We start from the raw sequence: 13,773 nt of genomic DNA on the forward strand, positions 1-13,773 counted from the left end.
TTCTTGTTTGAGCGGATCATGCGCTACGGCACGAAAACCATGAACACGAACACCGCGAACACCACCATGTGAACGAGCCCGAACAGGATGTTGGTGCGGCCGGTTCCGAAGGTGAGCATGCTGACCATGAAGGTGAGCAGCAGGATCAGCATATGCTGGTTGCTGAGCCCGAGCACCAGCTGCTTGTCGAGCACCGAGGCGGCGATGGCCACCGCGGGAACCGTGAGGCCGATGGTCGCGATCGAGGAGCCGAGCGCGAGGTTGATGCTCTTCTGAAGGTCGTTCTTGCGCGCCGCCGCCACCGCGGCAACGCTCTCCGGCAACAGGATCAGGGCCGCCACCACCAGGCCTGCAAAGGCCGGCGGCGCGCCGATCTTGACGGTGACGACGTCGACCACCAGCGAGAATTTCTTGGCCAGCAGCACCACCGCCAGCAACGACACCAGCAGCAGGGCAACGCTGATCGCCGTCATGCGGTCCGACATCACCTCGCCATGTGCCGCCGCCTCATTGGCGCCGCTGACGAAGTAATCGCGGTGGCGGATGGTCTGGGTGTAGAGGAACACCGCATAGAGCAGCAGGGTCACGACGCTGATCACGGCGAGCTGGGCCGTGGAGTAGATCGGGCCCGGCGCGGTCAGCGTGAAATTCGGCATGTCCAGCGTGATGGTCGCGAGCACGAACAGCACGCTGAGGTAAAGGTTGGCGCCGGTGATCTGGAAATCCTGCTCACGGTAGCGGATGCCGCCGATGAAGATGCAGAGCCCGACCAGGCCGTTGCAGACGATCATCACCACCGCAAACACGGTGTCGCGCGCCAGCGTCGGCGCCGGCGTGTCGCCCAGCATGATGGTCGAGATCAGCGCCACCTCGATGATGGTCACGGCGAGCGTCAGGAGCAGCGTGCCAAAGGGCTCACCGATCCGCTCGGCAATCATCTCGGCATGGTGGACCGCCGCAAACACGGTGCCGAACAGAATCACCAGCAGCACGGCCGCGAACACCCAGCCGGCGGCCGATGGCGCGAAACTGTAGCCGGCGGCCGACACCGCGGCAAACAACAGCACCGCCAGAACGGGATACAGCCAGGCCGATCGCGGCATCGGTCCGTGTGCGCTCATCGTGGGGTCCCCTCACTTCGATGGGACGATTATGCGATAGACAATCGCCGCCGTCAGCCTCTTGCGGCGTCGATGAACCGCCGCGCGGTCGCCATCGCACCGAAATCGTCAAGATTGTCGTGCCCGCCGCCGGGCAGGCGCACGAACTGCTTGGGCTCATGGGCGAGGCCGAACAGGCGCTCGCCGAATGCGATCGGGATCACCGGATCGTCGGTGCCGTGCATGATCAACAGCGGCGCCGTCACGCCTGCGATTCGTCGGTCGGAGTGGAATTGATCCCGCATCAGCAGGCTGATCGGCACATACCAGAAATGCGCGCCGGCGACGTCGGCCGTCGACGTGTACGGCGCCTCCAGGATCAGCTTGCCGACGGGGTGCTCGGCGGCGAGCGCGACTGCAACGCCGGTGCCGAGCGAGAATCCCCAGGCCACGATCTGCTCGGCGCGGTACCGCGCGGTAGTGAACGCGTAAGCCGCTGCGGCATCCTGCAGCAGCCCCTGCTCGCTCGGAGATCCGCCCGAGCCGGCGTAGCCGCGGTAGGACAGCGCCACCAGCCCGGTGCCGTCGGCGGTGATGCCCTTGAAGCGCGCCACGCGGCCGGCAAGGAAATCGCCATTGCCGGGAAAGAACAGCACGACACCCCGGCCCGGCTTCGCCGGCACGTGCCAGACGATGACCTTCTCGCCGTCGGCGGTGGTCAGCACGTGCTCTTCGGCTTCGGGAAGGCCGGCGGCTGCCGGCGCGGTGCGCCCGACCGGCGGGATCGGAAACAGCAATTCGCGCTGCTTGACGTACAGCACCGCAAGGCCAGCGAGATAGCCGACCGCGGCGACGATCAGCAGCCATTTCAGGATCGTCAGAACCACGCGCAATCTCGCCTGCAGCTCTAGGTTTAGTGTGTCGGATAATGTGAGACCCCATTGCTACTTTGCATGGGGTTGTTTTCGCAGTTTTTAGTCCCGGCCTAGGTCTTTAGTGGTCGTCGAGATAGGCCTGCGCCTGGAATTAGCAGCTTTTCGACCTCGAGCCTGATGCTGTCGGGAACGGGCCGGCAAGCGCAAACATTCGCATGCGTCACATGCCACCTGATGCGCTGCTCGCGTGTGGCGAGGAGCGGCATGCGATGTTCTCGATGCCACTCCCGGTTCAGCGCCATTCGCCGCCCGCCTTACATCGCCTTGACGATGTTCTCGGTGACCTTCTTGGCGTCGCCGAGCAACATCATGGTGTTGTCGCGGTAGAACAGCGGATTGTCGATGCCGGCATAGCCCGAGGCCAACGAGCGCTTGATGAACATCACGGTGCCGGCCTTCCAGACCTGCAGCACCGGCATGCCGTAGATCGGCGAGGTCTTGTCCTCTTCCGCCGCCGGGTTGGTGACGTCGTTGGCGCCGATCACGAAGGCGATGTCGGCCTGGGCGAACTCGGAGTTGATGTCCTCGAGCTCGAACACCTCGTCATAGGGCACGTTGGCTTCCGCCAGCAGCACGTTCATGTGGCCGGGCATGCGGCCCGCCACCGGATGAATGGCGTACTTCACCTCGACGCCTTCCTTCTTCAAAAGGTCGGCCATCTCGCGCAGCGCGTGCTGGGCCTGCGCCACCGCCATGCCGTAGCCGGGCACGATGATGACCTTCGACGCGTTCTTCATGATGAAGGCCGCATCATCAGCCGAGCCGAGCTTGGCGGGCTTCTGCTCGCCCGAGCCGCCGCCGGCAGCCGCGGTCTCGCCGCCGAAGCCGCCGAGGATCACCGAGATGAACGAGCGGTTCATCGCGTGGCACATGATGTAGGACAGGATCGCGCCCGACGAGCCGACCAGCGCGCCGGTGATGATCAGCGCCGAGTTGCCGAGCGTGAAGCCGATGCCGGCCGCGGCCCAGCCGGAGTACGAGTTCAGCATCGAGATCACGACCGGCATGTCGGCGCCGCCGATCGGGATGATCATCAGCACGCCGAGCGCCAGCGCCAGGATCGTGATCATCCAGAAGTCGAACGCGCTGCCGGACAGCACGAGGCCGACGATGAAGAACACCAGCGCCAGCGCCAGCACGATGTTGATGACATGGCGGAACGGCAGGATGATCGGGGCGCCGCTCATCCGTGCCGACAGCTTCAGGAACGCGATCACCGAGCCGGTGAAGGTCAGCGCGCCGATCGCGACGCCGAGCGACATCTCGACAAGGCTCTGCGGATGGATGTTGCCGGGCGTACCGATGTCGAACGCCTCGGGCGCGTAGAACGCACCGGCGGCGACCAGCACCGCGGCCATGCCGACCAGCGAGTGGAACGCGGCGACCAGCTCAGGCATCGAGGTCATCGGCACCCGGCGCGCGATCACGGCGCCGATGCCGCCGCCGATCGCGACCGCGAGAATCACCAAGAGCCAGGCGACGCCGCCGGCCGGCGGATGGCTCGCCAGCGTGGTGCCGACGGCGATCGCCATGCCGATCATGCCGAACATGTTGCCCTGGCGCGACGACGCCGGGCTCGACAGGCCGCGCAGCGACAGGATGAACAGCACCCCCGCCACGAGATACAACAGTGCAGAGAGATTGGCACTCATCTCAGGTCCCCCCAAATTCTTAACTCACCCCGAGGTGGTTGCCGTTTACTTGGCTTTCTTCTTGTACATCGCCAGCATGCGCTGGGTGACCAGGAAGCCGCCGAAGATGTTCACGCAGGCGAAGATCAGCGCCACGAAGCCGAAGCCGCGGGCCCACCCCGAGCCGCTCGACACCATGCCGACGCCGACCGCGAGCAGCGCGCCGACCACGATCACCGACGAGATCGCGTTGGTCACGCTCATCAGCGGCGTGTGCAGCGCGGGGGTCACCGACCACACCACGAAATAACCGACGAATACGGCGAGCACGAAAATCGACAGCCGGAACACGAACGGATCAACGGCCTGCGCGAGATGCTCCATGGCTTCTCTCCTTACTTCGGCTGGAAGTTGGGATGGATGACGGCGCCGTCCTTGGTCAGCGCGGTGGCCTTCACCAGCTCGTCGTCCCAATTGACCGCGAGCGCCTTGTTGGCCTTGTCGACCATCGTCTCGATGAACGAGAACAGATTGCGCGCATAGAGGCTCGAGGCCGAAGCGGCGACGCGGCCGGCGACATTGGTGTAGCCGACGATCTTGATGCCATCCGTCTCGACGACCTCGCCGGGCTTGGCGCCCTCGACATTGCCGCCGCGCTCGACGGCGAGGTCGACCAGCACCGAACCGGGCTTCATCGACTTCACCATCTCGCCCGAGACGAGCTTCGGCGCCGGACGGCCCGGGATCAGCGCGGTCGTGATCACGATGTCCTGCTTCTTGATGTGCTCGGCAGTGAGCGCGGCCTGCTTGGCCTGGTACTCCTTGGACATCTCCTTGGCGTAGCCGCCGGCAGTCTGCGCATTCTTGAACTCCTCGTCCTCGACGGCGAGGAACTTTGCACCGAGCGATTCCACCTGCTCCTTGGTGGCGGGGCGGACGTCGGTCGCGGTGACGACGGCACCCAGCCGCCGCGCGGTCGCGATCGCCTGCAAGCCGGCGACGCCGACGCCCATCACGAACACCTTGGCGGCCGGCACGGTGCCGGCGGCGGTCATCATCATCGGGAAGGCGCGGCCGAAGGCCTCGGCGCCCTCGATCACCGCGCGGTAGCCGGCCAGATTGGCCTGCGAGGACAAGACGTCCATCACCTGTGCGCGGGTGATGCGCGGCATCAATTCCATCGCGAAGGCGGACACGCCGGCATCGGCCATCGTCTTCAGCGCGGCCTCGTTGCCATAGGGATCCATGATCGCGATGACCAGCGCACCGCGCTTGTATTTGGAGAGTTCGGAGGCCTCGGGCCGCTTCACCTTGATGATGATGTCGGCGTCCTTGAGCGCATCGGCGCTGACGGTGGCGCCCGCCGCGGTGAGCTCCGAATCAGGCAGGCCCGACTTGATGCCCGCGCCAGGCTCGACCGCGACCTCGGCGCCGAGCGCCTTGAACTTCTTGATGGTGTCCGGCGAAACCGCAACCCGCGGCTCGGACGGATCGATTTCCTTGGCAACGGCGATCTTCATGGGCCCTCCGGCGGCGCGAGCGGCGCACGCGTCTTCAAACTAGCGTTATTTTCGCCAGATTGGATACCCCGGTTTTTGCAGCCGGGTTCAACAGGAATTCCGGCACCGCCGCGGGACGGCGGCGCCGCTAGCCGATCAAGGATCAGACCAGGAAATAGGCCATCAGGATGAGGAGGATGGCGACGCTGATCGTGCCCCATTTGACCAGCATGAGAAACCCTTCATAGGTCTGCTCATGCGCCACGTAATCGTTGCCGTCGGCGGTCGTATAGGCCACTTCGCTATGGTCTGCCATCGCTGTCCCCAGTCAGAAATTCGCGTTCTGCGAGCCATTACCGCAAACGGATTGGCAGGGCAACGGCGCGGTCCCTATCGGGTGATTTGGAGCGCAAATCGTCCCCGATTCACCCCTCGAGCGACGGCCCTGCGGCCGCCCTCGGGCAGGACTGATCTCCCAAATACAGCCGTCATGGGATGGTCATGCCGTGAGGCGCAAAATAGCGCCGAACGAATCCGACCCGGGCCGGCCGGAAGGCCGATGGGCCTCAGCCCATCGCCTCCAGCTCGTCGATCATGCCGGCGATCACGGACAGGCCGCCGTCCCAGAATTTCGGGTCCTTGGCGTCGAGCCCAAACGGCCGCAGCAGTTCGGAGTAATGCTTGGTGCCGCCGGCGGCGAGCATGTCGAGATAGCGCTCGGCGAAACCCTCGGAGGCGTGCTCGTAGACCGCATAGAGCGAGTTCACCAGGCAATCGCCGAACGCATAGGCGTAGACGTAGAACGGCGAGTGGATGAAATGCGGGATGTACATCCAGAACGTCTCGTAGCCCGGCTTGACCTCGATCGCCGGCCCGAGGCTCTCGCCCTGCACGCTGAGCCAGAGCTGGCCGATCCGTTCCGCGGTGAGCTCGCCATTCTTGCGCTCGGTGTGAACCGCGCGCTCGAATGAATAGAACGCGATCTGCCGCACCACGGTGTTGATCATGTCCTCGACCTTGCCCGCGAGCAGCGCCTGGCGCTGTTTTGCGTTCCTGGTCTGCGACAACAGACGCTTGAAGGTCAGCATCTCGCCGAACACGCTCGCGGTTTCCGCCAGCGTCAGCGGCGTCGGCGCCATCAGCGCGCCGTTCTTCGCCGCCAGCACCTGATGGACGCCATGGCCGAGCTCATGCGCCAGCGTCATCACGTCGCGCGGCTTGCCCTGATAATTCATCAGCACATAAGGGTGCGCCGACGGCGTGGTCGGATGCGAGAACGCGCCCGGCGCCTTGCCGGGACGGACCGGCGCATCGATCCACCGATCATCGAAGAAGCGCTCCGCGATCTCGGCCATTCTCGGCGAGAAACCGTTATAGGCCGACAGCACCATGTTGCGCGCCTCGGGCCAGGCGATCGTGCCGGTCGCAGCGAACGGCAGCGGCGCGTTGCGATCCCAGTGCGGCAGCTTCTTCTTTTTGAACCAGCCGGCCTTCAGAGCGTAATAGCGGTGCGACAGCTTCGGATAGGCCGCGCGCACCGAGGCTACCAGCGCATCGACCACCTCGCGCTCGACGCGGTTGTTGAGATGGCGGGAATCCGCGACGTCCTGGAAGCCGCGCCAGCGGTCGGAGATCTCCTTGTCCTTGGCGAGCGTATTGGTGATCAGCGCGAAGGTGCGCTCATTGTCCTTGAAGGTCCTGGCGAGCGCCTGCGCCGCCGCCTTGCGCTTGTCGCCGGCCTTGTCCTGCAACAGGTTCAGCGTCGGCTCGATCGCAAGCTCCTTGCCCGCGACCTTGAAGCGCAGGCCGGAGATGGTCTGGTCGAACAGCCGGTTCCAGGCCGCGTAGCCGCTCTGCGCCTTTTCGTGGAACAGCTGCTCGACGCGATCCTCGAGCTGGTACGGCTTGTCCTTGCGCAGATCCTCGATCCACGGCCGGTAGTGGCCGAGCGCAGGTTCGGCCATCGCGCGCTCGATCACATCATCGTCAACGCGATTGAGCTCGAGCGAGAAGAACAAGAGATGCACCGACGCCGCGGTCAGCCGCTCGGAGACGTCGCCGTAGAATTTCGAGATCGCCGGGTCGACGCTGTCGCCGGCATGGACCAGGCCAGCATAGGAGCCGAGACGGCCGGCCAGGTCGTCGATCGCCTCGTAGCGGCGGACCGCCTCGGCGAGCCACTTCCCGCCGCCGTCCCTGGCGGTATTTTCGGCAAGCTTGCCCTTGTAGTCGGTCTCAAACGCGACGCAATCTGCATCCATTTTCTGCAGATCGCGTGCGACCTCCGGGGCATCGATGCCGGCGTAGAGATCAGCCAGATTCCATTCGGGAAGCTTGCCGGTCTTGCTTGCTGCCGTTTTTGCCGCCGGGCCGCCTGCGGTGGATTTGCGTTGGGCACCCGTCTTGCGCAACGCGGCTTCCTTGCGGAGGGCGGCCTTGCTGACGGCAGTCTTGTTGGACGCAGTTTTGGAGCGCGAGGTCATCTTGTTCGTAACCTTGGTTCAGTCGGAAAGATGTCGGCGGCGGCGGATTAAGGGCGGGTTGGCAACGTTTAAGAGTGCGTTAATCGGCATCGGCGACATTGCCCCGATTCGAGACAAATAATCGTAGCGTGCGGGGAAAACCATGGCTGCCACCATTTTGATCGCCGATGACGACGCAGTACAGCGTCGTTTGGTTGAAAACATGGTGCAGAAGTGCGGCTATGAGCCCCTCGTCGTGGACAGTGGCGACGCAGCGATAGCGGCCCTGACCGCATCCGAGACGCAGGCGATCGATGCCGTCGTGCTCGACCTCGTGATGCCGGGCCTCGACGGTCTCGGAGTCCTCGCAAAGATTCGTGAAGCTGGTTTGAACGTCCCGGTCATCGTGCAGACCGCGCATGGCGGCATCGACAATGTGGTGTCGGCGATGCGCGCCGGTGCCCAGGATTTCGTCGTCAAGCCGGTCGGCTTCGAGCGGCTGCAGGTCTCCCTGCGCAACGCCCTCAACGCCTCGGCGCTGAAGGGCGAATTGCAGCGCATCCGCCACAGCCGCGAGGGCCGGCTGACCTTCTCCGACATCATCACCCGCAGCGAGGCGATGGCTGGCGTGCTGCGCACGGCGCAGAAAGCGGCATCCTCGACTATCCCGGTGCTGATCGAGGGCGAGTCCGGCGTCGGCAAGGAACTGTTCGCACGCGCCATCCACGGCAGCAGCGAGCGTAAGGCCAGGCCTTTCGTCGCGGTGAACTGCGGCGCGATCCCGGACAATCTCGTCGAATCGATCCTGTTCGGCCATGAGAAGGGCGCCTTCACCGGCGCCACCGAGCGCCACCAGGGCAAGTTCGTCGAAGCCCATGGCGGCACGCTGTTCCTCGACGAGGTCGGCGAATTGCCGCTGGCGACGCAGGTGAAACTGTTGCGCGCGCTGCAGGAAGGCACCGTCGAGGCGGTCGGCGGACGCAAGCCGGTCAAGGTCGATGTCCGCATCATCTCGGCGACCAACCGCAAGCTGCTCGATCTCGTGAAGGCCGGCCAGTTCCGCGAGGACCTGTTCTATCGCCTGCACGTGCTGCCGCTGACCATTCCGGCGCTGCGGCAGCGGCGCGAGGACATCCCGCATCTGCTGCGGCATTTCCTGGCGCGGTTCTGCGCCGAGGAGAATCGCAACATCACCGGCATCAGCGGCGATGCGATGGCGCATCTGGCGCAGCTCGATTGGCCCGGCAACATCCGTCAGCTCGAGAACACCGTGTATCGCGCCGTGGTCATGAGCGACGGCGACCAGCTCGGGCTCGCGGACTTCCCGCAAGGCTCGACGTATCCGGTGCCGGAAGGAAAGTCCTTGCAGGGCGAGCCGCTGGTGGTGTCGCCGTCCACGGCGCCCGCCATGATATCCGGTAACGAAATACCGGTTACGACCACCCTCCCGACCGCCGGCGGCCTCTCGATGCTCAATGCCGCGGGCGAGGTGCGCCCGCTGGAAGATCTCGAGAACGAGATCATCCGCTTTGCGATTTCGCATTATCGCGGACAGATGTCGGAGGTCGCGCGGCGTCTCAAGATCGGCCGCTCGACCCTCTACCGCAAGCTCGACGAGGCCGCGGCCGGCACGCGCGCAAGCGACGTCGGCTAAGCCCTGAGGCCGCCGAGGCCATTACCAGGGAACCTTTTGAACCGTGTCGTGGCGGTGACAGACAAAGGCTGTGGCGCGTGGCAAAAACGCACAGCCCGAGCGAAATCAGCTGCTTCGAGGTCAGTTTGTCGTGAGTTGCCCCGCATGGCGCTGGCTGCAAAAGAGGGGCAAATGTATCGTCTGCGTCAATTGCGTGCAGGCATACGAGTCGTTTGAGAAGCCGGCGCTTTCGCGCAAGCTATGAAACCGGATATCGATTTGAACTGTTCCAGATTCTTAAGGGGCAGTTCCACCCAGGGGGTGTGAAAATGCGTGACTGTTCGAACAACCGTCGAGGATTTGACCGCGTCTTGATGGCCGTCGCGGCGACCTTCCTCACGGTGTCCGCGAGCTCGGCCTTCGCGCAGGACACGCCTCGCTCCAGCGCCTCGGAACTTGCGATCGACGCTGCGATCCCGCGCCCCGAACCGGCCAACGTGCCGCCGCCCACTGCGAGCGATTTCAAGCCCGACACCACCGCCGCGCTGCCCGACGCAGCCAAGCCGGCCGACGTGAAGCCGGCCGATGTGCAGGCCACCGAGGCCAAACCCACCGACGCAAAGCCTACTGACGCAAAGGCCACTGACGCAAAGCCGGCAGAGCCGAGCGCGACGGCAAAGGCCGTCGAGCCGAAGCCCGCCGATGTCGCCACCGCGCCGGCGACGAAGCCCGCCGACGCGCCGAAGGCCGATGCACCAAAGACCGACACCGCGGTCGCGCCGCCTGCGGCCGCACCCGCTCCTGCCACCGCAACGGCGCCCGCCGCAGCTCCGGCTCCCGCGACGGCCGCAGCCCCCGCGACCGAGCCCGTGAAGGCCGCGAGCAATGTTGCCGCCGAGGATCAGCCGGTCGCCGACAAGCTGCGCGACCTGCTCGCCAACAAGTCGCTGCGCAGCTTCGATCGCAAGAACGAGCGCGCGGCCGCCGAGAAATTCTATTCGGCCCGCGAATACGCGCCTGTGTTCACCAAGGCCGGCAAGCTGACCGATGCCGGCAAGGGCGTCATCGCCCGCCTGAAGGACGCGGCCGCCGACGGCCTTGATGCATCCGACTATCCGGTGCCGGACTTCGCCGCAGCGACGACGCCCGATGCGCTGGCCGACGCCGAGCTGAAGCTCGCGGCCAGCATGCTGGACTACGCGCGCCAGGCCCAGAGCGGCCGCATGCACTGGTCGCAGGTGTCGGCTGATATCCTCTATCCGGAGCACCCGATCGATCCGGCGGAAGTATTCACGAATGTGACCTCCGCCAAGGACGCCTCGGCGGCGCTCGACAGCTACAATCCGCCGCAGAAGCTCTACAAGGAGCTGAAGAAGAAGCTCGCCGAGCTGCGCGGCCAGGGCGACGGCCCTGTCATCACGATCGCGGACGGCCCGGCGCTGAAATATGTGCCGGCGCGCAAGAAGCAGGCCGCGGTCGAGATGGACGATCCCCGCGTGCCGGACCTGCGGGGCAAGCTCGGCGTCACCGAGAATGCCGACAGCACGAAGTATGATGCGACCGTCGCGCGCGCGGTGGAGAGATTCCAGAGCAGCGTCGACCTCAAGCCGACAGGCGTGCTCGACGAGCGCACGGTGAAGGCGCTGAACAATCCGAAGCGCGACCGCCAGATCGACACCGTGATCGTCAACATGGAGCGCTGGCGCTGGCTGCCGCGCCAGCTCGGCGCCGCCAGTGTCGGCAACGCCTATGTGATCCTCAACATCCCCGACTATACGCTGAAGGTGATGCAGAACGGCGCGCCGGTCTGGACCACGCGCGTCGTCACCGGCAAACCCGGCCAGCACGCGACGCCGCTTCTGACCGAGACGATGAAGTACATCACGGTCAACCCGACCTGGAACGTGCCGCCGTCGATCATCTACAACGAGTATCTGCCGGCCCTGCAGCAGGATCCGACGGTGCTGCAGCGCATGGGCCTGAAGCTCGAGCGCAACCGCGACGGCTCGATCCACATCTCGCAGCCGCCCGGTGAGGCCAACGCGCTCGGCCGCATCCGCTTCAACTTCCCGAACAAGTTCCTGGTCTATCAGCACGACACGCCGGACAAGTATCTGTTCGCGAAGGACGAGCGCGCCTTCAGCCATGGCTGCATGCGGGTGCAGAATCCGGATCAGTACGCATCCGTGCTGCTCAACATCGCCGAGCCGAACCAGCACTACACGCCGGAGCGGATCCGCAGCATGTACGGCTCGAGCGAAGTCGATCTGAAATTCCCGACGCCGATCCCGGTCAACATCACCTACCAGACCGCGTTCGTGGACGACGCCGGTAAGCTGCAGATCCGCAGGGACGTCTACGGCCGCGACGCCACCATGCTGTCGCTGCTCAAGAACAGCCGCGGCAAGGATCTTGAAACGGTGGTGGCGCACGCCCAGCCGAGCTATGCGCGTCCGTCGAGCAGCAGCCTGCCCGCGGGCGTCAACGTCGCCGGCGATAACAGCGGCTTCGGCTCCTCCGGACCGAACTTCTTCGAGCGCCTGTTCGGAGGATTCGGACAACCGGAGCCGCAGCCGGCCCGCCGCGGTCAGGCCCAGCAGCAGCGCCGGGTGATCACCCGCTGATCTGCTTCACCGCCGCATAGCGATAAATTTTGAAGCAAAATCAACGATCTCGCTCAAAAGGCGAGATCGTTTACGTTAACCATTTCCCGGGTCGGCCTCGGAACTGGGCTATCTTTTGCCACACTCCCCCAGTTAGTTAAGCCTAACTTGGGGGCGGGTCGGTAAACCTCGGTTAACCCTCCCGCTTTAAGAAAGCGTTCACCGTCTTCCGCAGGGGGTCTGCGAAAGGTGCCGACCGAACGCTCGTCGACTGGGTGGGCTCATAGTGCTGGCTGTCTTCGCACGCCGCTACAATCCGCTGTCGTTGCCTAAGGCCGGGTACCAAGTCGGCCTGACCGCGCTATTGCTGTTGGCCGGCGCGGGGTCGGTGCATGACGCGACGGCGCTGAACCAGACCCGCACTCTCTCGTTCCACCACACCCATTCCGGCGAAGACCTCACCGTCACCTTCAAGCGCGATGGCCGCTACGATGAAGCCGCGCTGAAGCAGCTCAACCACTTCCTGCGCGACTGGCGCTCCCAGGATGAGACGGTGATGGACCGCCATCTGTTCGACATCCTCTGGGAAGTCTATCGCGACGTCGACGGCAAGCAGCCGATCCAGATCATCTCCGCCTATCGCGCCCCCGCCACCAACGCCATGCTCCGCCGCCGCTCGTCGGGCGTCGCGCGCCACAGCCAGCACATGCTGGGGCATGCGATGGATTTCTTCATTCCAGGCGTGCCGCTGGAGCAGATCCGCTACGCCGGCCTGCGCCTGCAGCGTGGCGGCGTCGGCTTCTATCCGACCTCCGGCTCGCCGTTCGTGCATCTCGACACTGGCGGCATTCGCCACTGGCCGCGCATGACCCGCGAGCAGCTGGTCAAGGTGTTCCCCGACGGCCGCACTGTCCATGTCCCGACCGACGGCACGCCGCTGAAGGGCTATGAGCTCGCCAAGGCCGACATCGAGCGCCGCGGCAATGGCGACGATGCCGCCACCATCAGCAAGCCGACGCTGTTCGCGAAGCTGTTCGGGGCCGGCAAGTCGGGTGACGACGAAGACGAAGGCGCGGTCAGCGTGAACGACAAGCCCGCAGCCAACACCGTGGTTGCGGCCGCAGCGCCCGCCAAATCCGCCGATCCGATTCCGCTGCCGCGCGCCAAGCCGCAATTCGCCGCCGCCATCCAGCTCGCCGCCGCCGACGCGCAGCTGGTTCCGACGCCGAAGGCCAGGCCGGCGATGCAGGTGGTGCAGACCGCCGAGAATACCGAGCCGCAATCGCCCGCCGACATCATCAATGCCCGCGGTTTCTGGGGCGACGATTCGGCGGCGCCGAAGCAAGCATCGGCCGCGCAGATCGCCGCGCTGAAGGCGCGTGAGGCGGTTGGCGGCGCCGATCCGCAAACCACCGATCCGCAGACCACGGCCAGCGCGACCGAAAACTTCAACAAGGCGCTCGCCTATGCGCCCGCCGCATCGTCACCGGTCGATCGCTCCAACATCGTCGCGGCGACCGCGCCGATCCCGCGCAATGTGCGCCCGACGCGCAATGCGGCGGCGCCGGCTACCGAAATCAATACCGTCGTCGCAAAGGGCGCGCCCAGCCAGGGCGTGATCACCACGTCGGCGCGGATCTCGGCCGCCAAGGGCAACGATGTCTGGATGCGCGTGGTGATGCTGGCGCCGAGCGCGAGCAATGCCATGCTGACCACGGTGCTGGGCGACACCGACATGAGCCTGATGCGGGCTCATTTCGTGAAGCCGCAGGCCGCCGTCGCCATGACCTTCTCGGAAGATCCGATGATGGGCATGACCTGCGACCACTTCTCGGGCTCGGCGACCACTCCCCTGACCACCCAGTCCTTCGTGCTGCGCACCGCTGCGCTGCGCTGATTCATCCCGAAAG

The 13,773-nt window shown here is 65.2% G+C and carries 10 protein-coding genes; 3 read left to right on the top strand and 7 right to left on the bottom strand.

Annotated elements, in window-relative coordinates; translation table 11 throughout:
- Positions 1-23: 23 nt before the first annotated feature.
- The 7 genes from FBZ93_RS31015 to FBZ93_RS31050 all read right to left on the bottom strand — a co-directional run bounded on the left by FBZ93_RS31015 (position 24) and on the right by FBZ93_RS31050 (position 7,648).
- Entirely contained in the window at positions 24-1,121 is a 1,098-nt protein-coding gene (locus tag FBZ93_RS31015; RefSeq protein WP_146991246.1) for a calcium:proton antiporter, read from the bottom strand.
- A 53-nt stretch (positions 1,122-1,174) separates the two neighbouring features.
- Positions 1,175-1,981 carry an alpha/beta hydrolase gene (locus tag FBZ93_RS31020; RefSeq protein WP_146991379.1) on the bottom strand — a complete coding sequence of 269 codons (807 nt, stop codon included), beginning with the start codon at positions 1,979-1,981 and terminating at the stop codon, positions 1,175-1,177.
- Between the two features lie 308 nt (positions 1,982-2,289).
- Positions 2,290-3,687, bottom strand: a complete 1,398-nt coding sequence (locus tag FBZ93_RS31030; protein WP_146991248.1) for an NAD(P)(+) transhydrogenase (Re/Si-specific) subunit beta — start codon at positions 3,685-3,687, stop codon at positions 2,290-2,292.
- Between the two features lie 45 nt (positions 3,688-3,732).
- Complete coding sequence (locus FBZ93_RS31035) at positions 3,733-4,050, bottom strand: proton-translocating transhydrogenase family protein (RefSeq protein ID WP_016841609.1); 318 nt, start codon at positions 4,048-4,050, stop codon at positions 3,733-3,735.
- A gap of 11 nt (positions 4,051-4,061) precedes the next feature.
- Positions 4,062-5,186 carry a Re/Si-specific NAD(P)(+) transhydrogenase subunit alpha gene (locus FBZ93_RS31040; protein WP_146991249.1) on the bottom strand — a complete coding sequence of 375 codons (1,125 nt, stop codon included), beginning with the start codon at positions 5,184-5,186 and terminating at the stop codon, positions 4,062-4,064.
- A gap of 142 nt (positions 5,187-5,328) precedes the next feature.
- Positions 5,329-5,481 carry an aa3-type cytochrome c oxidase subunit IV gene (locus FBZ93_RS31045; RefSeq protein WP_050626031.1) on the bottom strand — a complete coding sequence of 51 codons (153 nt, stop codon included), beginning with the start codon at positions 5,479-5,481 and terminating at the stop codon, positions 5,329-5,331.
- Positions 5,482-5,731: 250 nt separating this feature from the next.
- The gene (locus FBZ93_RS31050) at positions 5,732-7,648 is read right to left on the bottom strand and encodes a M3 family oligoendopeptidase (RefSeq protein ID WP_146991250.1); all 1,917 of its coding nucleotides are present in this window, start codon (positions 7,646-7,648) and stop codon (positions 5,732-5,734) included.
- Between the two features lie 142 nt (positions 7,649-7,790).
- Here FBZ93_RS31050 and FBZ93_RS31055 point away from each other — a divergent pair, with 142 nt between their 5' ends.
- From FBZ93_RS31055 to FBZ93_RS31065, 3 genes are all read left to right on the top strand, one after another.
- Positions 7,791-9,281, top strand: a complete 1,491-nt coding sequence (locus tag FBZ93_RS31055; RefSeq protein WP_146991251.1) for a sigma-54-dependent transcriptional regulator — start codon at positions 7,791-7,793, stop codon at positions 9,279-9,281.
- Positions 9,282-9,589: 308 nt separating this feature from the next.
- A complete protein-coding gene (locus FBZ93_RS31060) occupies positions 9,590-11,884 on the top strand; it encodes a L,D-transpeptidase family protein (RefSeq protein ID WP_146991252.1) in 2,295 nt (764 codons plus the stop codon).
- A gap of 265 nt (positions 11,885-12,149) precedes the next feature.
- On the top strand, positions 12,150-13,760 hold the full coding sequence (locus FBZ93_RS31065) for a DUF882 domain-containing protein (protein ID WP_146991253.1): 1,611 nt from the start codon (positions 12,150-12,152) through the stop codon (positions 13,758-13,760).
- Positions 13,761-13,773: the final 13 nt, after the last annotated feature.

It is taken from the genome of Bradyrhizobium macuxiense (assembly GCF_007993935.1).
Taxonomy (GTDB): Bacteria; Pseudomonadota; Alphaproteobacteria; order Rhizobiales; family Xanthobacteraceae; genus Bradyrhizobium; species Bradyrhizobium macuxiense_A.